13 protein-coding genes are annotated in these 21342 nt (G+C 61.9%); 8 read left to right on the forward strand and 5 right to left on the reverse strand.

Going from position 1 to position 21342, the window contains the following annotated elements; genetic code table 11:
- The first annotated feature begins 200 nt into the window (after window positions 1–200).
- Window positions 201–965 (forward strand): sulfite exporter TauE/SafE family protein, encoded by a 765-nt coding sequence (locus J4E53_RS05205; RefSeq protein ID WP_103308755.1) that lies wholly within the window; start codon window positions 201–203, stop codon window positions 963–965.
- Here J4E53_RS05205 and J4E53_RS05210 read toward each other — a convergent pair.
- Window positions 955–1269, reverse strand: a complete 315-nt coding sequence (locus J4E53_RS05210; RefSeq protein ID WP_060739282.1) for a putative quinol monooxygenase — start codon at window positions 1267–1269, stop codon at window positions 955–957. The two genes, J4E53_RS05205 and J4E53_RS05210, sit on opposite strands and share 11 nt — an antisense overlap.
- 201 nt (window positions 1270–1470) lie before the next feature.
- Between J4E53_RS05210 and J4E53_RS05215 the strand changes: the two genes are divergently transcribed.
- From J4E53_RS05215 to J4E53_RS05225, 3 genes are all read left to right on the forward strand, one after another.
- Complete coding sequence (locus tag J4E53_RS05215) at window positions 1471–2061, forward strand: NAD(P)H-dependent oxidoreductase (protein ID WP_103308754.1); 591 nt, start codon at window positions 1471–1473, stop codon at window positions 2059–2061.
- 88 nt (window positions 2062–2149) lie between these two features.
- Window positions 2150–3061, forward strand: a complete 912-nt coding sequence (locus J4E53_RS05220; protein WP_060739280.1) for a LysR family transcriptional regulator — start codon at window positions 2150–2152, stop codon at window positions 3059–3061.
- 102 nt (window positions 3062–3163) lie between these two features.
- Entirely contained in the window at window positions 3164–4057 is an 894-nt protein-coding gene (locus tag J4E53_RS05225) for an NAD-dependent epimerase/dehydratase family protein (protein WP_060739279.1), read from the forward strand.
- 143 nt (window positions 4058–4200) lie between these two features.
- On the opposite strand, the gene J4E53_RS05230 is transcribed toward J4E53_RS05225, so the two are convergent.
- The gene (locus J4E53_RS05230; protein WP_060739278.1) at window positions 4201–5646 is read right to left on the reverse strand and encodes a SulP family inorganic anion transporter; all 1446 of its coding nucleotides are present in this window, start codon (window positions 5644–5646) and stop codon (window positions 4201–4203) included.
- Window positions 5647–5955: 309 nt separating this feature from the next.
- Here J4E53_RS05230 and J4E53_RS05235 point away from each other — a divergent pair, with 309 nt between their 5' ends.
- The 4 genes from J4E53_RS05235 to J4E53_RS05250 all read left to right on the forward strand — a co-directional run bounded on the left by J4E53_RS05235 (window position 5956) and on the right by J4E53_RS05250 (window position 10160).
- Window positions 5956–7305, forward strand: coding sequence for a gluconate:H+ symporter (locus tag J4E53_RS05235; protein ID WP_103308596.1), 1350 nt, complete (start codon window positions 5956–5958; stop codon window positions 7303–7305).
- A gap of 27 nt (window positions 7306–7332) precedes the next feature.
- Window positions 7333–8193, forward strand: a complete 861-nt coding sequence (locus tag J4E53_RS05240) for a MurR/RpiR family transcriptional regulator (protein ID WP_072411014.1) — start codon at window positions 7333–7335, stop codon at window positions 8191–8193.
- A 1-nt stretch (window position 8194) separates the two neighbouring features.
- The gene (locus J4E53_RS05245) at window positions 8195–9667 is read left to right on the forward strand and encodes an amidohydrolase family protein (RefSeq protein ID WP_103308595.1); all 1473 of its coding nucleotides are present in this window, start codon (window positions 8195–8197) and stop codon (window positions 9665–9667) included.
- Window positions 9668–9791: 124 nt separating this feature from the next.
- Window positions 9792–10160, forward strand: a complete 369-nt coding sequence (locus tag J4E53_RS05250) for a glyoxalase superfamily protein (protein WP_060739274.1) — start codon at window positions 9792–9794, stop codon at window positions 10158–10160.
- A gap of 66 nt (window positions 10161–10226) precedes the next feature.
- Here the strand turns inward: J4E53_RS05250 and J4E53_RS05255 are convergent, their stop codons facing one another.
- Genes J4E53_RS05255 through J4E53_RS05265 form a run of 3 tightly spaced genes read right to left on the reverse strand, consistent with a single transcriptional unit; the run spans window position 10227 to window position 21330 of the window.
- On the reverse strand, window positions 10227–13025 hold the full coding sequence (locus tag J4E53_RS05255; RefSeq protein ID WP_103308594.1) for an RHS repeat-associated core domain-containing protein: 2799 nt from the start codon (window positions 13023–13025) through the stop codon (window positions 10227–10229).
- A complete protein-coding gene (locus tag J4E53_RS05260) occupies window positions 13022–17509 on the reverse strand; it encodes a SpvB/TcaC N-terminal domain-containing protein (protein WP_103308593.1) in 4488 nt (1495 codons plus the stop codon). The genes J4E53_RS05255 and J4E53_RS05260 overlap by 4 nt, the downstream gene beginning before the upstream one ends.
- Window positions 17506–21330, reverse strand: a complete 3825-nt coding sequence (locus tag J4E53_RS05265) for a neuraminidase-like domain-containing protein (protein ID WP_103308592.1) — start codon at window positions 21328–21330, stop codon at window positions 17506–17508. The genes J4E53_RS05260 and J4E53_RS05265 overlap by 4 nt, the downstream gene beginning before the upstream one ends.
- Between the last annotated feature and the right edge of the window lie 12 nt (window positions 21331–21342).

Raw genomic sequence — 21342 nt, forward strand, 5'->3', positions numbered from 1 at the left:
GCCGGGTTTGTCTGGTGTCTGGTATGTCGCCGTCGCGAGCAGGCTCGCTCCCACAGTTTGAAATGCAATCCCCCTGTGGGAGCGAGCTTGCTCGCGATAGCGTCGGCAGCATCAGCGAATGAACAGCCTCTTGCCACAAGAGAGGCACCCTCAGTATATGGCAGATTTTCAAGCCAAGTCCCGGGGTGCACGATACGCCCATGAACACACTCATCGCTTTCTATCAAAATCTCGGCCTGGCCCTGTCCCTGCTGGTCATCGCCACCTTCCTGCTGGCCGGCACCATCAAGGGTGTGATCGGCCTGGGGCTGCCGACCATCTCCATGGGTTTGCTCGGGCTGGCTATGGCTCCGGCGCAGGCTGCGGCGTTGCTGATTATCCCGGCGACCCTGACCAATCTCTGGCAACTGGCGTTTGGCGGTCATCTGCAAGCCCTGATCCGGCGCCTGTGGCCGCTGTTGCTGGCGATTTTCATGGGCACCGGGCTCGGTACGCTGTGGATCGGTATGACGGGCGGGGCTTGGGTGGTGCGGGCCTTGGGCGGGGCGTTGTTGCTGTATGCGTTGAGCGGGCTGTTGCTGCCGACGCTGCGGGTCGGTCCCGATGCCGAATCGTGGATCGCTCCGCTTTGTGGGCTGCTGACCGGCCTCATCACCTCCGCCACCGGTGTGTTCGTCATTCCGGCGGTGCCCTATCTGCAAGCGCTGGGCTTGAGCAAGGATGAATTGGTGCAAGCCCTGGGCCTGTCTTTCACCGTTTCTACTCTGGCCCTGGCCGCCGGCCTGTTGTGGCGCGGCGAACTGGGCGGCGGCGAATTGAGCGCTTCGTTACTGGCGCTGGCACCGGCGCTGCTGGGGATGTGGCTGGGGCAATGGTTGCGCCAGCGGATCAGCGCCGTGTTGTTCAAACGGGCATTTTTCATCGGCCTCGGCGTGCTCGGCGGCCATTTGCTGATCAGCGGCTAGCCGAGGACGGGCTGAGCATGTCGACGCGGCGGATGTCGAAGTCGCGCTCCAGATAGTCCATGCGTTGCTCGAAGAATTGCCGCATGTGCGGCAGGTTCGAGTGCACCTCCAGGTGCGCCTGGGAGGCCCAGATCTCATAGAAGATAAACAGCGTTGGATCCTGCTGGTCCCGCAGCATGTGGTATTCGATGCAACCGGGCTCGGCACGGCTTGGCTCGACGTAGGCGCGAAACAGCGCTTCGAAGGCTTCGGCTTTTTCCGGGCGGGTCTTGGCATGCAGGATGAAACCGTGCAGTTCGCTCATCGAGATGGCTCCTGAAGTAAAAGAGGTGTCGGAGCTTACGGCAACAATCGGCCTTCCATTCTTGCGTATAGGTCAAATCAGTTTTGCCGTTGTGGTGCTTATTCCGCGTGAAGCTCGTCGGTACTCTGCCGCCATCGTTTTCAACCTTTCCATGCAGCGGCCCTCCAACGGCCCACGCCGTGGAACCCGATGAGGCTCCCCATGAAAAAAGTCCTGTTGCTCAACGGCGGCAAACAATTCGCCCACTCCGACGGTCGCTACAACACCACCCTCCACGACGCGGCGCTCAGTGTGTTGGACCGTGGCGGTTTCGATGTGAAAACCACCTTTATCGACGGCGGCTACGACGTCCAGGAGGAAGTCGCCAAGTTCCTCTGGGCCGACGTGATCATTTACCAGATGCCAGGCTGGTGGATGGGCGCACCGTGGACCGTGAAGAAATACATCGACGAAGTCTTCACCGAAGGCCACGGCAGCCTCTATGCCAGCGACGGTCGGACCCGTTCCGATGCCTCGCAGAAATATGGCAGCGGCGGCCTGATCCAAGGCAAGCAGTACATGTTGTCCCTGACCTGGAACGCCCCGCAGCAAGCCTTCGACGACCCGACCGACTTCTTCGAAGCCAAGGGCGTGGACGCGGTGTACTTCCCGTTCCACAAAGCCAATCAGTTCCTCGGCATGACCGGCCTGCCGACCTTCCTGTGCGTGGACGTGATGAAGCGTCCGAACATCGAAGAGGATGTGGCGCGGTATGAGCGGCATTTGATCGAAGTGTTCGGCCTTTCGCGGTAATCCGGCTACTATCGGGACCTACCTGCAGGCAATCATGCATCTGTGGCAAGCCCTGTCACATTGAGTTGCATGTCATGAGAGGACACCCGTGAAAGCCAGATCCGACGAGTTGCAGATTTTCGTCTGCGTGATCGAGTGCGGATCGATCTCCGCCGCCGCCGAACAGGTCGGGCAGACGCCATCGGCGGTCAGCCGCACGCTGTCGCGGCTGGAGGCCAAGCTCGACACCACGCTGATCAACCGCACCACGCGGCGCATGGACCTGACCGAGGAAGGCAAGTATTTCTTCGAACAAGCCAAAGGCATCCTCGACCAGATGGATGAACTGGAAGAGCGCCTGTCGTCCCGCCAGAAAAATCCCGCAGGACGCTTGCGGATCAACGCGGCCTCGCCGTTCATGCTGCACGCCATCGTCCCGCACATTGAAGAGTTCCGCCGGCTTTACCCGGACATCCAACTCGAACTCAACAGCAACGACCTGATCATCGACCTGCTGGAGCAAAGCACCGACATCGCCATCCGCATCGGCACCCTCACCGATTCGACGCTCCACGCCCGCGCCCTGGGCTGCAGCCCGTTGCACATCCTCGCCAGCCCGGCCTATTTGAAGCGGCACGGCACACCCACCAGCGTCGCCGAACTGGCGGAGCATGCGTTGCTGGGTTTTGCCCAGAACGAGGGGCTCAATCAATGGCCGCTGCGCCACCCGCACGGTGATCGCTGGCCGATCCAGCCCGCCATCAGCGCGTCCAGCGGCGAGACCGTGCGGCACCTGGCGTTGCAAGGGCAGGGCATCGCCTGCCTGTCAGACTTCATGACCCGCGAAGACATCCAGGCCGGTCGGCTGAAGGTGCTGCTGGCCGATGCCAACAGCGGATACCGCCAGCCGATCAATGCGGTGTACTACCGCAACTCGCAACTGGCCCTGCGGATCCAGTGCTTCCTGGACTTCATCCAGGGCAAACTCGCCGACTACGCCGCGCGGGATTTCAAGGGCTGATTCGTGACTTCAAGGCAAGAGTGATTTGGGCAATGTGGACTGTTTCGGCAAGGACCAGTCCTCGATACTCGTCCCATCACTCAGGTTGCCAAGGAGTTATCCATGAACGTATTCATCACCGGCGCTGCCGGTTTTATCGGCGGTTCCATCGCCACCGGCCTGGTACGCGCCGGGCATCAGGTTCGCGGTCTGGTGCGCAGTGCCGAACAGGCGAGCGAACTCACTGCGCTGGGCATCGAGCCGGTCATTGGCACCCTCGAGGACAGCGCGCTGCTCACCGAGCAGGCCCGTGCCGCCGACGCCGTGATCAACGCCGCCAGCAGCGATCATCGGGGTGCGGTCGAAGCCCTGATCAAGGGGCTCGAAGGCTCGAACAAAGTGCTGCTGCACACCAGCGGTTCGAGCATTGTCGGCGATGCGTCCGGTGGTCGTCACAGCGATGACATCTACCGGGAAGGCCATCTGCCGCCACCCACTGTCGACAAAGCGGCCCGTGTCGCCATCGACAATCTTGTCCTGGACGCCGCCCAGCAAGGCGTGAACTCGGCGGTGATCTGCAACACCTTGATCTACGGCCACAGCCTGGGGGTCAAGCGTGACAGTGTGCAGTTGCCACGGCTGCTCAAGCAGGCGCGTAAAAGTGGGGTGGTGCGGCATGTGGGACCGGGGCAGAACATCTGGTCCAACGTGCACATCGAAGACGTGGTCGAGCTGTACAAACTGGCCCTGACCCGTAACGTACCCGGCACGTTCTATTTCGTTGAAAGCGGCGAGGCCTCGTTCATCGACATGACCACAGCCATGGCCCGGGCGCTGAAGCTGGGCGAGCCGCAAGATTGGCCGCTGGCCGAAGCCGAGGCCGAATGGGGCTACGAAATGGCCAACTATGGCCTGGGCTCCAACAGCCGTGTGAGAGGCACGAACGCCCGTGAACTGCTGGGCTGGACGCCGAAGCGGACGTCGGTGGTGGAGTGGATTCTCGATGAGATGGTGTGAGTGACATCGGTAGTGCCAGCAGAGTAAGCACCTTGTGGGAGCGAGCTTGCTCGCGATGGCGCCGGGTCAGTCAGTACTGAAGCTGGCTGACCCACCGCTATCGCGAGCAAGCTCGCTCCCACAGGTTTTTGTTGGGTGTTGCTTCAATCGTGCTGCACGCCCGCACGCTTGAGCATTTGTTTGCAACGCTCGGACAGGTGAAACACCCGCAGGTGCTTGCCCGCTTTGCTGTAGCGCTCGCGCAGGGTCTTGAGTGCGGCGACGGCCGAGTAGTCGACGAAGCGCAAGTGACGGCAATCGAGGGTCACCAGGGCCGGGTCGTTGGCCGGGTCGAACTGGTTGAGGAACGGCGTCGACGAGGCGAAGAACAACGTGCCGTGCAAGCGATAAAGCTTGCTGCCGTCCGCTTCCTCGTGGGTGTCGGCGTACAGTTCCCGGGCTTGTTGCCAGGCGAAGTTGAGCGCCGCGATGATAATCCCGCAGAGCACGGCCACGGCCAGGTCGGTGAACACCGTGATCACCGTCACCGCGATGATGACCAGCACATCGTTGGCCGGCACTTTGTTGACTACCCGCAACGAGGCCCAGGCGAATGTCTGCTGGGACACCACGAACATCACGCCCACCAGTGCCGCCAGCGGGATGCGCTCGATCAGCGGCGACAGGAACAACACGAACAGCAACACCATCACCCCGGCCACCACGCCCGACAACCGTCCGCGTCCGCCCGAGCTGAGGTTGATCATCGTCTGGCCGATCATGGCGCAACCGCCCATGCCGCCGAGCAAGCCGGAGGCCATGTTGGCCGCGCCCAACGCCACGCACTCACGGTCCGGATAGCCGCGGCTCTCGGTGATTTCATCGGTCAGGTTCAAGGTCAGCAAGGTTTCCAGCAAACCGACCATCGCCATGATGACCGCATAGGGTGCGACGATCTGCAGGGTCTCCAGGTTCCAGGGAATGTCCGGCAGGGCAAAGGTCGGCAAGCCGCCGGCGATGTGGGCCATGTCGCCCAGCGTTCGGGTCGGCAGGCCGAGCAGGTCGACCGCCAGGCCAACACCGAGGATGGCCACCAGCGCCGGCGGCACGCTGCGGGTCAGGCGCGGCAGCAGGTAGACGATGGCCATGGTCAGCGCCACCAGGCCGGCCATCAGGTACAGCGGGGGGCCGCTCAGCCAGGCCTCGCCATTCTTGAAGTGTTCCAGCTGGGCCAGGGCAATGACGATCGCCAGGCCGTTGACGAAGCCGAGCATCACCGGGTGCGGCACCATGCGCACCAGCTTGCCCAGGCGCAACAACCCGAACGCCATCATGATCAGCCCGCCCAGCAGCACGGTCGCCAACAGGTACTGCACGCCGTGTTGCACCACCAGCGCGACGATCACCACGGCCATCGACCCCGCCGCGCCCGAAACCATCCCGGGCCGTCCGCCGAACAGGGCAGTGAGGGTGCAGAGGATGAAGGCACCGTACAACCCCATCAGCGGGTTGAGGTGGGCCACCAGGGCGAAGGCGATGCACTCGGGGAGCAAGGCGAAAGAGGTGGTGAGGCCGGCGAGGGTGTCGGCGCGAAGACGGGCTGATTTCATGATTTACCTGACTGGGCGCCGGTGGAGCGTCGGCTGCCGGGGAGTGGTGCAAAAACAGGTGCGGATGGTACGGAATTGAGCGCGGGGCGGCCAGCCGTCTGTGCTGAGGGGATAAATCCCCTCAGCACAAGAGAATGGTTCTGTATGAAAGTCCGGCGCCGGATTTTCATAGCGGCTGCATCGTGATGTCCGTCAGCGACATTTCTTGCTTGTGGGCGAAAATTACTTTCAGTGGGTTTGAAGATTCATCGTCGAAATGATTTATGAGTTTCACAACACATCGACGTGACCCCATTCGAGGAGTAACGCATGGCACCTGCTTTCGGTTATTGGCTACTGGTCTATGCGGCCATCGCCATCATTGCGCTGATCGTTCTGATCGCCCGTTATCGGCTCAATCCGTTCATCGTGATTACCCTGGTCTCCATTGGCCTGGCGTTGCAGGCCGGGATGCCGCCGTCGGGTGTGGTGGGGGCGTACGAGGCAGGTGTCGGCAAGACGCTGGGGCACATTGCGCTGGTGGTGGCCTTGGGCACGATGCTCGGCAAGATGATGGCCGAGTCCGGTGGGGCGGAGCGGATGGCGCAGACGCTGATCGCACGCTTCGGCGAGCGTAACGCCCACTGGGCGATGGTGTGCATTGCCTTCCTGGTGGGCTTGCCGTTGTTCTTCGAAGTCGGCTTTGTGCTGCTGGTGCCCATCGCCTTCACCATCGCCCGGCGGGTGGGTGTGTCGATCCTGATGGTGGGGCTGCCGATGGTCGCCGGGCTTTCGGTGGTCCATGCGCTGGTGCCGCCCCATCCGGCGGCGATGCTGGCGGTGCAGGCGTTCCAGGCCTCGGTGGGCCAGACCTTGCTGTACGCGATCCTGATTGGCATTCCCACCGCGATCATTGCTGGCCCGCTGTACGCCAAATTCATCGTGCCGCGCATCCAGCTACCGGCCGAGAACCCGCTGGAGCGACAATTCCTCGACCGTGAGCCGCGTGCCAGGCTGCCGGGTTTCGGCGTGACCCTGGGGACCATTCTGCTGCCGGTGATCCTGATGTTGATCGGCGGCTGGGCCAACCTGATCTCCACCCCGGGCAGCGGTTTCAACCAGTTCCTGCTGTTCATCGGCAACTCGGTGATCGCCTTGTTGCTGGCGACCATTCTCAGTTTCTGGACCCTCGGCCTGGCCCAGGGCTTCAACCGCGAATCGATCCTCAAGTTCACCAACGAATGCCTGGCACCGACCGCCAGCATCACCTTGCTGGTGGGCGCTGGCGGTGGTTTGAACCGGATCCTGGTGGACGCCGGGGTCACGCAACAGATTGTCGGCCTGGCCCAGGAGTTCCAGTTGTCGCCGCTGGTCATGGGTTGGTTGTTCGCCGCACTGATGCGCGTTGCCACCGGATCGGCCACGGTGGCGATGACCACGGCCTCGGGCATCGTCGCACCCGTGGCGATTGGCCTGGGTTATCCCCACCCCGAACTGCTGGTGCTGGCGACTGGCGCCGGGTCGGTTATCTTTTCCCACGTCAACGACGGCGGCTTCTGGCTGATCAAGGAATACTTCAATATGACCGTCACGCAAACCTTCAAGACCTGGACGGTGCTCGAAACGCTGATTTCCGTGGTCGCGTTCGCCTTGACCCTCGGGCTTTCGCGCTTGCTTTGAGCGCAACGCACCCCAACAGGAGCCGCCATGGACATCCTCTACCAGATCCGTTCCCGCCAGGACTCCTTCAGCGCCGGCGAAGGAAGAATCGCCCGACTGATGCTCGAAGACGTCGGCTTTGCCGCCTCCGCCAGCCTCGATGAACTGGCCCAACGGGCGGAAGTCAGCAGCGCTACCCTGTCGCGCTTCGCCCGTACCGTCGGTTGCCGCGACCTGCGGGATTTGCGCCTGCAGCTGGCCCAGGCCAGCGGTGTCGGCAGCCGTTTCCTCGACCCCGCCGGCGCGCCGGAGCAATCGGCATTTTATGGACAGATCGTCGGCGATATCGAAGCGACTCTGCGCCAGCATCTGTCAGCATTCGAAGAGTCACGGTTCGGCGATGCCGTGCGGATGATCGGCAAGGCACGGATGATTCATGCGTTCGGTCTCGGTGGCTGGTCGGCACTGTGCGGCGAGGAATTGCAGGTGCGGCTGGTGCGTTTCGGCTACCCGATTGCCGCCTGTCGCGACCCGGTGATGATGCGCATCACCGCCACTTCGCTGAGCGACCAGCATCTGGTCATCGCCTGTTCACTGACCGGTATCACGCCGGAGCTGTTGAGTGCCGTTGAATTGGCCCGCAGCTACGGCGCGGCGATCCTGGCCGTCACCCGCGCCGACTCGCCACTGGCCCAACTGGCCGACTGCGTGCTGCCTCTGCAAGGTGCCGAAACCTCGTTCATCTACAAACCCACGGCGGCGCGCTACGGCATGCTGCTGGCCATCGACGTGCTCGCCACCGAGCTGGCGCTGGCCCATCCTGAAGACAATCAAGAGCGCCTGCGGCGGGTCAAACTCGCCCTGGACGATTACCGCGGCGGCGACGATCACTTGCCGCTGGGAGACTGACATGCTGTACGACACGCTTATTCGCAATGCGCTGGTCATCGACGGCAGCGACAGCCCCGGTTACCACGCCGACGTCGGCATTCGCGCCGGTCGCATCGAACGCATCGGCGAGCTGGGAGATGCCCGGGCCCTGGAAGACATCGACGCCGCCGGCCGTGTGCTGGCGCCGGGGTTCATCGATGTGCACACCCACGACGACACGGTGGTGATTCGCCAACCGCAGATGCTGCCCAAGCTCAGCCAGGGCGTGACCACGGTGATCGTCGGCAACTGCGGCATCAGCGCTTCGCCGGTGAGCCTGCGGGGCGATCCGCCGGACCCGATGAACCTGCTCGGCACGGCCCAGGCCTTCGCCTACCCACGCTTCGGGGATTATCGGGGGGCGGTAGAGGCGGCCAAACCGGCGGTCAACGTGGCCGCATTGGTCGGGCACACGGCGTTGCGCAGCAATCACATGGATGATTTGTTGCGCACTGCCTCGGTGGGCGAAATCGCTGCCATGCGTCGGCAATTGCGCGAAAGCCTGGAGGCCGGTGCACTGGGTTTGTCCACCGGCCTGGCCTACGCCAACGCATTTTCGGCGTCCACCGACGAAGTCATGCAACTGACCGAGGAGTTGAGTGCATTCGGCGCGGTCTACACCACCCACCTGCGCAGCGAATTCGAGCCGGTGCTCGAGGCCATGGACGAGGCGTTCCAGATCGGTCGTCATGCGCAGAGCCCGGTGATCATTTCCCACCTCAAGTGTGCCGGGGCCGGTAATTGGGGGCGAAGCCCGCAGGTACTCGCGGCGTTGGAGCACGCGGCGAAAACCCATCCGGTCGGTTGCGACTGCTATCCCTACGCGGCCAGCTCCTCGACCCTGGATCTCAAGCAAGTGACCGATGCCCATCGCATCACCATCACCTGGTCGACACCGCACCCGTCAATGGGCGGACGCGACCTGACCGACATCGCCCGCGAATGGGCGGTGTCGCTGTTGGAAGCGGCGCGGCGCCTGCAACCGGCCGGTGCGGTGTACTACGGCATGGACGAAGGCGACGTCCGTCGAATCCTCGCCCATCCGCTGTCCATGGTCGGCTCCGACGGATTGCCCGAAGACCCGTTTCCTCATCCGCGCTTGTGGGGCGCATTCCCACGAGTGCTGGGCCATTTCAGTCGTGACGTCGGGCTGTTTGCGTTGCACACCGCCGTGCACAAGATGACCGGTCTGTCGGCGGCGCGCTTCGGCTTGAAGGGCCGAGGTGAAATCGCTGAAGGCCATTGGGCGGACCTGGTGCTGTTCAACCCACACACCATTCGCGACGTGGCCGATTTCAACCAGCCGCAACGGGCTGCCGAAGGGATTGATGGCGTGTGGGTCAATGGTGTCTTGAGCTACCGCGATGGGCAGGCAAACGGGCGCCGGGAGGGGCGATTCCTGGCGCGGGAAGGCGACTTGCGCCGGGGGTTTGGTCCCGCGAATGGCGTGTAAGCGGCTGATATTGTGTAAATTGGCGTCACAATAATGGCACTGCGACACTAAAGAAGCCGGGCCCAAGGCCGAAGCATTGGGGTCAACCCATCTAAACTGGGTCTTTTCAGCCAGGGAGCAACCCATGAGCTTCGGTAAAACCACCCCGATCCTGCGGATCTTCGATGAAACCAAGGCGTTGGCGTTTTATGTCGACTTCCTGGGCTTTACCGTCGACTGGCAACATCGCTTCGGTGACAACTTCCCGTTGTACTTGCAGGTCTCCCGTGGCGATTGCGTGTTGCACCTGAGCGAGCACCATGGCGATTGCACGCCGGGCTCGGCCCTGCGGATCGAGACCGATGAGCTGGAAGCGTTCCAACAGCAATTGCAGGACAAGGCGTATCGCTACGCCCACCCCCAGATCCAGGCCATGCCCTGGGGGAGCCAGGACATGACGGTGGTCGATCCGTTTGGGAATCGGTTGGTGTTTACTAATGCGATCACTGTCTGAGAGGCGCCCTCGCTCGGATCCCCAGGCCTGGCAGGATCCGAGCGGGTTTGAGTTGGCCAGGTGCAGTCAGGAACTGAGACCAGGGCGCGGAGCACGATTGATAGCCAAGACATGCTCGTTGTATTTCCCATAGTCCATAGCGTGGCGCCCCGTCTGGATACTGACGCTTTCCGGGATAATGCCGCTGCAATTGAAGCAGGCAATGAAAGGTTTCGGTTCGTCCACGCCGGTTATTTTGTGGGTGAACAGTTGCGTGTTCGACAGCTTCATTTCAGCTTGACCCGGGTAGAGCGCAACGACCGAGTTGATCAGGCGGACTTCTCCATGAGCCCCTGGTCCCCCGGTGCGTATGGGGATGATGCTATTGGATTGTTCAATGTGCCTGGCAATGAGGTTCTGGGTGTATTGCTGCAGTTCATGGACGTCCTCGACGGTCCTGCTCAGCGTCGGCTCGCTCTTTAACTCGTCAAGATCCAGTTCGATTTTATGAATCGGATCGATTTTCGTCGCGCTGTATCGTTCGGCCAAGTCGGCCAGGTAATCGTGGGTATTGCCGATCCTGTAGCTTCCGAAGTTCAGGTAGAAATTCTCGCTTTCGGCGGTGCCGTCATACGCCTTGTCTACGCCGCGGTATCCCTCCGGGCCGGATTTGGGCCCGGTGAGGTTGTAGAACTCGTTGAGGCCCACGCCCAAGCCATCGACCAAGCCATGGGAGTGAACGACCAGCTCCTTGCGTTTGGTTTTGCTGAAACTGGGGCTGGCGTCGGGGTCTGGAGGGCCTTCCTGATGAGTGCCGGCACGTTTTTTAGCTTGTTTCGTCGGTGGCGGCTGCATCATTTTCAGGGAACGGGCGTGGCCATCCTCTTTCATCCATTGGATGAAATCCTCCTTCATCCACCCTTGACGGTCGACAAACCTGAGGGGGTTGTTTCCCACCATGGCATACAGGTTCAAGCCATCGACCGCCCCTGCCGGGTCGGGGCTGATCCAGCGTTGCAACCACGGCGCGTAGTACCGCTGCCCGTAATAATACAGGCCACTGGCATCGCGTTCCTTGCCGCAGTAGCGAAGGGTCCGGTAGTCGGCTTCCACGGCCGAGCGGGAGGCCTGCCAAGCGGTTCCTCCATAGGGCAGGTAGCTTTCCTGGCTGATCAGGCCGCCCTGGTCGTCGAGTTCCAGTGAGCTGGAGCCCAGGTGGTCGCCAAGGCCATAGCGTATCGGGTTGGCGGCGATACCGGACGGTCGGCCTTCGGTCCAGTGCAGGTAGCGCACGTTGTAGCGACCGGCTTGCAGGGTGATGACTTCAAGGCGTTCATTATCGCGCGTGCGAATCTCGAGGCCCGGCAGATAACGGACTTCCCGAGTGTGAACCCGTGTTGCGCCCAGGGTTGTCTGGAGCTTGCGTACTCGTTGACCGCCGCTGTCGTAGCGATAGCGCTCGATGTCATCGGCAGCGTTTTCACGCCGCACCAACACCACGCCGTCGAGCTGGTTGCGCAGGTTCCATGTCAGCGCCTGGCCTGGGGAAAGCGCCTGCTGGTTGCCGTTGGCATCGAAGTCCACTGCCACGTCGGGCGTCGATTGGCCTTTATTCCAGGCGCGCAGGCGATTGCTCGCGGCGGCCACGTTCAGGGTCCGGGTGTAGTGGTTGCCTTCGCGACGATGGCGCAACTCAATCAGATTGCCGCCGGCGTCGTACTCGTAATGTTCGGTGAAGTTGAACAGCTGACTGGGGGCGATGGGTGTTTTGCCGAGGGCTGGAAGGTCCGGGGGCCTGGTCAATCCGGCGGCCTCGCGGCCCGTCGCGCTGATCAATTGGTAAAGGCTGTCGTAGGTGAATGTGCTGGCGGCTTCGACCCGCTGGTTACTGCCAAACTGCACCGGTTGAGCCTTGTCCTCGAGATGCGTCACGTTGCCCACCGGGTCGTAGGTGTAGCGCAGATCCTGCAAGGTGCTGGCCGCCCGTGACGTGCGCAGGGCGGTCAGTCTACCGTTGGCCGGATCGTACACGGCGCGACTGACGACCCCGTTGCCGGCCGTCTGGGACTCGATCTGGCCGGACGCGTTATAGACCAGATCGCTCATGATGACTTTTTCGGTCGCCGTGTGGCTTATCTGCAGGCCCACGGACTTGAGCTGACCGGCGACATCGAACGAGTAGCGCTGCTGGTGCTGAGCGGCATCGGTCTGTTGGATGAGCTCGGCGAGGGCGTCGTAGCGCCAGCTCGTGGTGTAGCCGTTCCCCTGTTCCAGCAAGCGATCGCGGTCTACCTCCTGCGCTGGCCAGTCCAGGCGTTCGGCGGTGGCCAGCAGGTGCCTGGTCTGGCTGAGAGGTTTGGCGCAAAGCCCATAGTCATGGATCAGCAGGGTGCCGGCGCTGTCATCGTGACGGATCAGCGCACCGCAGCGGTTATGCACTGCGGACTCCGGCGAACTGTCGCCGTATTGCCGGCATTCGACCCTGCGCGGCACGTCGCCTGCCGCTTGCTCATGGACGGCCGTCATGCGCAGTTGCGTGTCGTAGGTGGTTCGCCAATAGGAGCCCCGCTGATCCCAGCAGTGCGATAGCTGCCCGGCATCGCCAGGCAGGTACAGGCGCCAGCCGGCATCGATACTGTCGAGCAACAGCGTCTTGCCGGACAAACTGAAGACCGTCCGCAGGTTCGCCCCGCCGGTCGCCATGGCAAACAGTCGAGGATCACGCTGCGCCACCGCTCGTCCCGCCGCGTCGTAGTCTCGCTGGGCAATGCGCGCCTGGGAGGGGGCCTGGGCGTCGCGCCGGTAGTAAGCGATTTGCCGCACGGGCAGGCCACGACCGTCGAGGGCATTGATCGTGGGTGTCTTGTGATGAAGGCGTGGGTTCATGCGCCACCTCCGGCCGTGGCGGCGTGTTCGGACAGGACTTCCTGCAGCGTGTCATTCTCGTCCTCGTCCACGGTGTACCAGGGGTGACGTGTATGCCGGCGCAGATAGGCGAGGCCATTTTGCCTGGCGAGTAATACATGGCTGGGGCGTCCGAGTGGGTCGTAGAAGTGTTGGTCGAAATGCCCGGACTGGCGCAAGGACGCATCGTTGATGTGGCTGTGCCGGTCGGCGAAATATGGACGGTAGATACGCACCGCCAGGCCCTTGCTGTTGTATTCCACCCGTTCGCTGACACGCCAGCGCCTGGCTGCGATCTGCTCCTTGGGCTTTCCATCCGTCAGTGTCAGGTCGCCCTTGGCGTCGACGACGTAAGCCTGGCCCGGTTCGACGAGTTGCTTGCTTTGCAGGGTTCGTCCGAAGCCATCGAAGCCACTGACGGCGATGCGGATTTGTCTTCGGGGGTCATCCGGGAAACGGTCGGCGACCAGCGTGGCGATGTGTATCGGTTCACGGGGCGCGGCTGCGATTTCGTGTTTCAGCTTGAGGTCGTCGGCGGAGGATGTCTGGAGCTCCGCCTGGCGTGCTCGGGCCGATGCGCGGATATGGCCGCTGGGCAGCAGGTCGCCGTTACCCACGCAACGTGCCAGCCAGTCGGTGTCCGCCCGGGCAACCTTCGATACACGCCCCATCCAACTGAAGGGCGCGTAATAGAGGGTCATGGCGGCGTCTTGCAGGGCGTCCCCGCTTTGGCGGATGGCGGCCGCGGGGCTGCTGAACGGTGGCCGTTTGAACTGTGCGAGCGGCTTGAAACCCACGGGTGTGTGGTGCTCGTCACCATGGAAAGAGGTTGCCAATACTTGGCCGAACGCATCGAACAGGCCTTCTTGTACGTTACCGTTGGGGTCGATGATGCGCAGGGGCTGGAGTGAACGGTAATCGTAGAACGCCTGGGTGGTGCAGCCGTCGGGCAGTTTGAAGGTGGTGACAAGACAAGCGTATGGGTCATGGCCTATCTCGCACACGCCTTGGCTTTCGCTCGGTTGTACGGTCCTGGTTTTGTAGAAGCCCGCCAATGGCGCGTAGGTGGTGAAAGCGCTTTTGACGGACCAGAGTTTTTTCTCCGGCGCGGTGTCGAGAAGAAAATCGCTCATTCGGTGATAACCCATTCGCTCCAGTAGTTTTCCTTTGGGGCGGCTGTCCTGTGGCAGTAATTGGAAGGCGCCCAAGGCCGTTTCATCCAGCTCGGCGCTTTCCAGATGATCGACCAGGGCCTGAAAATCGGCGACGCCGTCCGGCAGGGTCGCTGCGCTCGACGCGTGTCTGTAGCGCTGCACGGACAGGCCGGTCAGCACGCCTTGGGTTTTCCAGGCGGTTTGTTTCGTGAGTTCGCTGAGCGTTTCGAAAGACAGGTCCCGTGGGCTCAACCCCTCGTCTTCAGGGCGCTTGGGGCGTTGCAACGCCTGGGTGCGCTGGCGATAAGGCAGGCCGAGTCGCCATTGCTGGGGCGCCTGCAAGTGGATGAATTCGGCACGGGTTTCGTTCAGGTAGTAGAGCTGCTGCGCCGGGTCATGCGCATCGCGCCACCACTGTTGCGTGTCGGTGTCGCTGAACGGTGGTGTGTCGCTGGCGGTTTTTCGTCGGGCGTAGTGGATGTCCACGTTATGGGTCAGTGCGCCGTACCGGTCGTGTTGCAGGTTCAGGGTGTGCCGGCATTGCGGGTCATCGACAATGCCTTCGTACTGGTAGCGGATGGACTCCAGCAGCAGGGGCAACATTCGGGCCTGCCGGCGAATGCTGTCGGGCGCTTGCAGCAGGCGCAGCCCATAACGGTTTTCCTCCACCGAATACAGACGGGTGGTTTTCAGCTGTCTGTCGATGCCGAAGACCTCGCTGCGCAGTACCCGGCCACACAGGGCGCGGGACATTTCCAGTTCGGTCGCCGCATCTGGCGAGGCAATGATGCGATCCTGCAACGCCTCTGGCGGCCAGTGACACAGCAAGGTCTTGCCCAGCGGCACGGCTTGCTTGTCTGCCCGGCTGTAGCCATTGCGTGGCAGGTTCACCCTTCGCCCGGTATGAAACCAGGTCTTTTTCAGGCAGGTGGCGGTGAAGGCCTGGACGTCTGTGTCGCCGGGGCTCGCTTCAGTGTCGGTTTGCAGTAACAGGCCAAAGCCCCGAAACTCACGTTCGATGCCGTCGTAGTAACCCTGGCGATAGGAGAATGCCTGGGTCAGTCGATTGCCGGTTATTTCATCCACTTGGGTCTGGGCGCAAACCAGGTGCAGGGCCAAGGGCAAGCGACAGGTGAGGGGCTTGCCGTCCGTCATCCGCTGCAGTTTTTCATCCAGCCACTCCTGGGCCGAGCTGCGGTAGCGGATGCGCTGGTCGGCGCCCATGTTGTTGTGGATGCCGGTGAGCAGGTACGGTTTGGCGCTGACGAAGTCGTAGCGCCAATGCCGCGGCGTCATGTGCGGCGCGCTCAGGATCAGGCTGGAACAACCGAGCCCTTGCAGGTCGGCGATGCTGACCTGGCACAGAGGATCGTAGCGCAGGCCTTCCGGCCAGGGCAGGGCAACCGCGGGGCTGAAACCATGGCCGCAGCGGTTCATGAAAATCAACGCCTGGTCCGCTTGCAGATAGATCAGGTCCGCAGCGCCGGAGCCATCCAGGTCCGCCAGGCGGATACGCGCGGCGTCGAAGCTGTCGTAGGCCAGCCCGGGGAAGTCCAGCACCCTGGCGTTGCCGAAACGCCCTCGGCCGAGGTTGGACCAGCACTTCACTTCGTTGTGACGAATGCGCACCAGATGCTGCTGGCCGCTGCCCAGTACATCGCTGAAAGCCACCAGTTCGCCGGCTGAGGCACTGAATAGGGGCAGGGCGTCTTCGTTTTCCTCGCGAGGGACTTCCACGGGAGGCGAAAAGCCGTGTTCCCGCCGGTTGGCGTACAGGCGAACACTGCGCGGGCCGATCACCGCCAGATCGCCGAGCCCGGCGCCCATCAGGTCGGCCAACTGCCCTTGGGGGCTGAAAAACTCTGGCGCAAGTGCATTGAACGTGGCAAAGCCCGACCAGCTTCGTTCGGCATCGAGGGCGAAAAAGCCGCTCACTTGCGGATGGGCGACGAGCCAATCCAAACGACCATCTCCCGTGAGGTCGCTCAGCGCCTGGTGTACTGGTGTGGCCGTGTCGGTCGCCGGGATGTGGGGCAGCGTTCGCCACGGCCCGTAGGTCACGTCGTTGCCTTTGGTATTGGCCCGCACGGGCTCGCGGTAATGCCAGCCGTTGTCGGTTCGATGCAGCACCCCCGGCAGTCCCTCGCCGTACAGGTCCACCAGTTGATAGGCACGATCATCGTTGAGCCCCGGCATGTCCTGGAAACGCCGCCAGGCACGGGGTTCAGGCGCAAGCTGGAAGGCGCTGTAGCTGAATTCGACGGGCGGTCGGCTTTCGGCCGCTTCACCTTCGCCGAACGCCTGGTCATGGGCGGCGCTAAGGAGCGGGTAACCCAGAGGTGTCTGGCGATAATCCAGCAGCAGGCGCCGCACCAGGACGGGGGCGGCGCCCAATTCCTCAGGGAAACGGTGAAACATCAGGACCTGGCGACACAGCCGTTCGGTGCGCAACTCAAAACCGTAGGCGAAGCTGGAAAATGCATCGCCACGGGCTTGCCACTGCTGGCCCTCGTAAGACGGTTTTCCTGCGTAGGCGGTGGTCCGTTCGCCGTAGTCGAACACCAATTCGAAGTGCCATTGCACGTTCGCGAGCCGATCCGCTGTCCACCCGTAAAGGTGTGCATCGGCCTCGAAATTGCCATAGCTGACCTGGCTCAAATAGCGTTGGGCCGTGGTGTCTGTCTTGTACTGGTAGAGGATGTGCTCGCCGTGAGCGTTCAGGCTCTCCTCCAGCAGCCATTCGCCGATACGGCTCGTGTCCTGGGGATCGGCGCGCCGTGCTGACGGGTGCTTGCCAAACAGGTGGAGGCTGCCGTCGGCACCGTGCACCAGCCAGAAACCGGCCTCATCGCCTTGCGAGGACCAATGCTCGATTCGGTCGAAGTGGCTTTCGATCCTGGGAAAGTATTGGGTGACGGTATAGCGCGTGCCCAGGTCCAGACCGTTGTAGTGGTCGATGTAGGTGGCGGCGATGACACCTTGTGAATCGCGCTCGGCTAGCCACGCCACCTCGCTGGGGCCGACGAACTCGTCATCCTCGGTGTACGCCGGTACACCCTTGCTGGTGCGTCGCGTCACGCTGGGCAATGACAGCCCCCAGCCGATGCCGAACACACCGTTGCCGAGCGAGCTGAGATAGCTCAGGGTCAAGGTCGGCGCAAAGCCACGCCCTGGGGATATGGGCAGGGCAATCCCATAGGAGGCCGTACCGTGGGCGCCGACGGGGCTCCATCCTTTGCCGATGCTTTGAATGGCACCGCCCCCCTTGGGCAGGGACGGTGCGGTGACAGGCAGCGGGGCGTGTTCATTCATTGCACACCTCCACCGACCCTGGCGGTATAGCTCACATGGACTATGACGTCGGTCAGCGACTCCAGCAGGTCTTTTTGGGCCTCTGGATTCGGGAAGGTCAACTGCCACTTGGAAATCGCGCCGGTGTATTCGAACGGCAGGTAGCGATCATCGTTGAAGCTCAGGGTGAACAGACCGTTGTCGTCGACACCCGTCGACAGGGCGATCCGTTGGTTGGCGCGCCAGCTTTCCATGGCCTGGCCTTGATCGCCCGGCGACAGGAACACCGTGCTGGCGGTCTGGGTCAGCGTGGCTCGAATGTTTTCATAAGGCCCGACGACGGTGGGCAAGGTCACGCTGATGGTTTTGATGCGTCGCAGATAATGTCGCTGGTCCTTGTAGTCGTCTTCGAACAATTGATGGGTCAGCTCGAACTCGCATCCGCCCTGTTTCAGGTCGGCGTGCAACTGCGCCCAGTCCTTGTTGAGAGAGCTGGCAGCGGTTTTGCCCTTCAGTTGTTGCAAGGATATTGTCTTGCGGATCTCCAGCTCCCGCTCGTGACGTTGCAGGTACCCGGCGTGCATTTTCAGCAGGTTGAGCTTCAGCAGTTCGCCCGCCCCAAGCCCGCGATAGGTCGCATGCCAGGCGCCAGGCTGAATGAAGCGCGTGTCGAAGTCGGCGATTTCATACTGCCAACAGGCTTCGGCGGCCAGGCACAGGCTCAATGTCGCGTCGTAGGCCTGGCGATACAGTGCGGCCAACTGGCTGTTCAGCCATTGATACAGCTGCGCCTTGGTAAAGCGTTTGCTGAGGAAGTCGTAGTGGGCCTTGGCTTGGCCCAGGGTCGATTCGGCCAGGCGCAATTGCAGGCGAGTGGCAGTTTGCTGCTCGGTGAATTGCGCCAGTTGTGCGTCGATCTGGGCCAGTTCCAGTTGTGACTGATCGTACGCCTGGATCCATTCCTGTCTACGTCGATTGAACGATGCCAGGCGGTCGTACTGGTCCGCCGCGGTGCGGCTGATGATAGCGGCGCTATGGGCCGCGGCGGAGGCAGCGAGCATTGGTCCTTCCCACCGACTGCCACCGTTGCTGAAGCCAAAGATGTTGGGCAGCGTCATCAGTCCGCCTGCCGCGATTTGACAGGTCATTGCCGCGAGCTCTGAAGCTCCGCTGGCTACGTAGAGGGAACCTGCATTTTTCTCGGAGTCACTCAGGTTGTCCTCCAGCAGTTTTTTGTAATGACTGGCACGGCCCTGGACAATAGCCTTGCTGGCCAGCAGCGCCTGGCGGCTTTGGCGCTCGATATTCAAGGCCTGGCGCTGCAGGTCGACGGAAATTTTCGCCAGGTTCCAGGCTTGCTGTTGTTGCAACTCCTGCAACTGGGCTTGTTCCTTGCGCTCGATCAGCGACAGCAGCAGGGTGCCGAATTGGCTGAGGCTCTCCACGGCGTTCTGGGCATGGCGGTGCATGACGCTGAAGCGATAGTGGGGAATGGTGACGCTCGGCAGGCCTGTCGACGGGCTGTCAGAGAGACTCAGGGCGTTGGCGCTGGAGAGGGCGCGCGGGTCCAGCGGCGCCGCGATGATCGGCAAGTGCAGCGGCTTGCCGGTCATGTCGAGGTTATGTCGCAGGTTGTATAGGCGACTTTCCGCCAGGTCCCAGCACCTGAGCAGTTGCGGATTGAACGGCAAATGCAAGTACGGGCTGTCGATCGTTGGCAGGGATGACCGCGAGCTGCTTTCGCTAAGCACCAGTGTGTGCTGGTCAGTCAAGCCGGTCAGCGCGTATTCGAAAGTGCGCAAACTGTCATCAGAGGTGTCGCTCAGTACTTTCAAGCTGATAGCTGTCCAGGGATCGGCCGGTCGGACGACCGGGCGTGGCCCCAGCAGGTCCAGCACGCGCACGTACCACAGCTTTGCCTCGCTGAGCCCGTCAGGGGTCATCTCGCGGTACGTGGCATCGCCTCGGTTGATCAGGATGTCGAGGTACAGGAAGTACAGCGCCTTGCAAAAATGCACGGGATGACTGAGGGCAATCTGGTGTGGATCATGGGGCGCCTGATTCGAATACGACGGCATGCTGTTGTCGATCAGCGGCACGCTCCGCCAGCAGGCCTCCCTGTCGCGACCCGGGTCGAAGGTATAGCGCAACCAGCGCTCGGCCTCCTCGTAGCGCTGCTCGGCATTCAAACGATGGGCGACCAGCCAGGGTAGATAGAGGAACAACTCGGTGAAGTAACGGCCATAAGGCCCATGGAAATCCATCCGGTTGGTTGGGTCTCCGGGCACGGCGGGTTCCGGCAGATGTTGTGTGGCCCAGTCGAACAGCTCATCGAGGCTGTTTTCGGTGCGCCGGATCAGTTCGGCGGCGAATACGGTGTTCAATCGGATGGGTTGGCGCGATTGTTTTTTGTTGTCGCTGTAATGCATAGCGGAATCGCTAAAGCTGATGATTTGAACAAGGCGCGGGCCGTTTACCGTCTCTTCGATAATAGTCGGAGCCATGCGGCGAATGTCTACCAGAAACGGCAAGGGAAGGAAGGCTCCCAGTTTCGGGTTGGTATGACTACCCGGTAGATCAAACCCATGAGCGGTTTGAATACGTCGTTCATTAGCGTCGAAGAGCCGTTTGCGGTAATCGTCGTCGAGATCCTTGATGTCGATTTCCGGATTTATCGGTGGAGTGGCTGATAAATAAGGCACGACAGCGAGGTGTTCATCGATGCAAGCCGTTTTAAGAAATTTGCAGTTGTCGGCGGAAGCAGGCTTTGAATCGGTCTTGGCGCCCAGCGCCAGGAAGAGCAGCGCGTGGCGCTCAGAGACGTGATATTCGGCAACCGTACACAACAATGGTTTGATTGCATTCACGTCCTTGCTGCCCAGCACCTCATCCTCGCAATAGCCTTGCAAGCCGACCCGCGGCGTACTCCAACTGCCATCGTGTTTCTTGAAGCAATAGCTCAAGCGTAATAACGGGCGGTTAGCCCCTGGCGCAGTTGTACTGGCGACCTGAGAGACGCGGCTCGAGGCTGCGGGATCCTGATGTATGCACTCCGCCCACACAACGAACAGACGATTGTTGAACCAGACCGGTCGGATCGTCTGTTCGGCGGCGCTCTCGGGAATCGGCACGTCGGCTTTTTCCCAGTCCGACCAAGCGTACGGATCCGGCTGGTCCCGCTTGGGTGCGATGGCCGGTGCTGGCGCAGGGGGGCCGTCGAACGGACGCTGGGCCATGTTCAACGAGCGCCAGAAGTAGCTGTTTTCGGAGCGGGATTTGGCAATGAAGTAATAGGTGCTGTTGGCAAAGTCCGAGCCGTCGATGTAACCGTTGAGAATGTTCAGGTTGGCGACTTCTTCGAAGCGGGTCAGGTAGGCCATGACCGCCGTTTGAACGGCATCGGGTTGAATCTGGTTCTGGCTGAGCTCGTTTTCCAGTTGCCGGAAATTCTCGCTTTTATCAGCCCTCAGGGCGGGGTCGAGATAAGTCGCGGGGAAGTACAGCAATTTTTGATGGGCGGCCCAGGTGGGGTACTGGTGCATCTCATCGCGCCATGTTTTCAAACGCTCGGCGCCGATACTGGCCGGGTCGTAACCGGGCTCCAGGTTCATCAGGATGCGGTTGATGTACTGCTGCAGGCTGGCAATGGCGCAGGCCACTGGCGTGGTGGGCACGTCCTGGCTGACCAGCACGTCGAGCAGCCAGTATTCGTAGAGGTCACGGGCTGTCTTGAGCTGGCGGGTTTTCGTCGTGGCCTGCTCGGGTGCAACCTTGTTCAGGTAAAGCGCTAGCAGGGCATCGCGCAGGCTTTCATCGAGCTGCTTTTTCAGGGCAACGGTCATATTCGATCCTTG

This window comes from Pseudomonas sp. FW305-28, assembly GCF_017351395.1.
Classification (GTDB): domain Bacteria; phylum Pseudomonadota; class Gammaproteobacteria; order Pseudomonadales; family Pseudomonadaceae; genus Aquipseudomonas; species Aquipseudomonas fluorescens_AA.